Source organism: Oceanicaulis sp. UBA6590, assembly GCF_002433705.1.
GTDB lineage: Bacteria > Pseudomonadota > Alphaproteobacteria > Caulobacterales > Maricaulaceae > Oceanicaulis.
Genome location: NZ_DJIQ01000023.1, coordinates 1 through 1261, shown reverse-complemented (window position 1 = coordinate 1261; position 1261 = coordinate 1). Strand labels below are relative to the sequence as shown.

Genomic DNA, 1261 nt, shown 5'->3' with positions numbered 1-1261 from the left:
TGGTGCTGGCGGCCCAGTTCGAGAGCTTCATCCAGCCTGCCGTGATCATGCTGACCGTGCCGCTGGCGGTCGCGGGCGGTCTGTTCGGCCTCTATATGGGCGGATCGAGCCTGAACATCTTCTCCCAGATCGGCCTGATCATCCTGATCGGGCTCGCGGCGAAGAACGGCATCCTGATCGTGGAGTTCGCCAACCAGCTGCGTGAAGAGGGGCTCAGCCTCGCTGAAGCGACGCTGGAAGCCTCGGTCACACGGCTGCGTCCGATCCTGATGACCGGCGTCTCCACCGCCATCGGCGCCTTTCCGCTGGTCATCGCCACGGGCCCGGGTTCGGAGACGCGGGTGACGATCGGTCTGGTGATTTTCACCGGCGTGATGGTGGCGACGCTCTTCACCCTGTTCGTGGTGCCCGCCGTGTATGGCGTGTTGGGGCGGTACACGAAGACGCCGAACTGGGTGTCACGGCAGCTGGAGAAGGAAGCCCGCGATGTGCGCGGCGCCGATCCGGTCGATCCGCCTGCGGCCCCGGCCGAGTAAGGAAAAACCCCGGAGCGAGGCTCCGGGGTTTTTTGTTTTGGCGACAGGCCGCCTAGTGCGTGTTGATCGCCAGCCAGGCGATGAGGTCGTGGCGATCCTGTTCATCGCGCAGACCCGCAAAGCTCATCCGGTTGCCGCGGATATATTCACGCGGATTGGTCAGATAGGCGTCCAGCGTCTCGGCGGACCAGACCACTTCGGACTCAGACATGGCCGGGGAATAGCGGAAGTCGTCCTTGTGACCGGACTCGCGGCCGAACACGCCGTGAAGGTTCGGGCCGACCATGTTGCGTCCGCCTTCTTCCACCGTGTGGCAGGCCTGGCAGCGACGGAAAATCCGTGCGCCATTGTCCACATTGGCGCTCACATAGGGCTCACCCAGCTCGGACAGGATGGCGGACTCGGCGTCATCCTGCGCGTGCGCGGCTGTGGTCAGGGCGAGGGCGGCGAAACCGGCGAAAATCATACGCATGGGCGCTTACTCCTGTTGCACTCAGGTTCGGGCATGCATCTAGCGCGCAGGCCGACAGCCGGCAAACGCGCCAAGAGTCGCAGGCGCCTGCGGCATGCCCTTTCAGGCGCTACAGATAGAGCACAATGTGACGGAAATCAGGTCGGCAGCGCAGCGATGGCCCGGCGTGAACCCGGCGACGCCGAAGGCTCGAGCGCGCGACTGCGCGTGAACAGGCAGGGGGGAATTCGGGAGATCTGGCGCCGGCTGAGGG

General features: G+C 64.9%; 2 protein-coding genes. One reads left to right on the top strand and one right to left on the bottom strand.

Annotated features, from left to right (window positions below; all coding sequences use genetic code 11):
- On the top strand, nucleotides 1-536 hold a 536-nt coding region (locus B2Z70_RS05125; protein WP_292981788.1), incomplete at its 5' end, for an efflux RND transporter permease subunit.
- A gap of 52 nt (nucleotides 537-588) precedes the next feature.
- Here B2Z70_RS05125 and B2Z70_RS05120 read toward each other — a convergent pair.
- Nucleotides 589-1008 (bottom strand): c-type cytochrome, encoded by a 420-nt coding sequence (locus tag B2Z70_RS05120; RefSeq protein ID WP_206740486.1) that lies wholly within the window; start codon nucleotides 1006-1008, stop codon nucleotides 589-591.
- Between the last annotated feature and the right edge of the window lie 253 nt (nucleotides 1009-1261).